Annotated in this window: 1 pseudogene; it reads right to left on the bottom strand. The window is 53.3% G+C overall.

Features of this window, described 5'->3' with window-relative positions:
- Nucleotides 1-274: pseudogene (locus R0J87_RS20280) on the bottom strand (ribonuclease D); the annotation flags it as partial.

Genomic DNA, 274 nt, shown 5'->3' with positions numbered 1-274 from the left:
AGCTCAATACCCAGATACTCCTGCACTAAGGCGCCAAAGCCCGTAGACAGGCCATGACCTATGAAGGCCGCCATGATCTGAGTATCCAGCATAGGCGCTGGCATGCAGCCGGCAACAGACTGGAACACCTCCAGATCTTCACCACAGGCATGCAGCACTTTCACGACCTCAGGATCTTTCATCAACGCCCATAACGGCGACATATCTGTCAGCCTGAGGGGATCAATCAAAGACAGAAGTTCACCGTCATAAAGCTGGATCAGCCCCAACTGAG

The sequence above is a fragment of the Halomonas sp. SIMBA_159 genome (assembly GCF_046536035.1).
GTDB lineage: Bacteria > Pseudomonadota > Gammaproteobacteria > Pseudomonadales > Halomonadaceae > Vreelandella > Vreelandella venusta_A.
The sequence above is the reverse complement of the archived record's forward strand: the minus strand, read 5'-3'. Positions and strand labels throughout refer to the sequence as shown.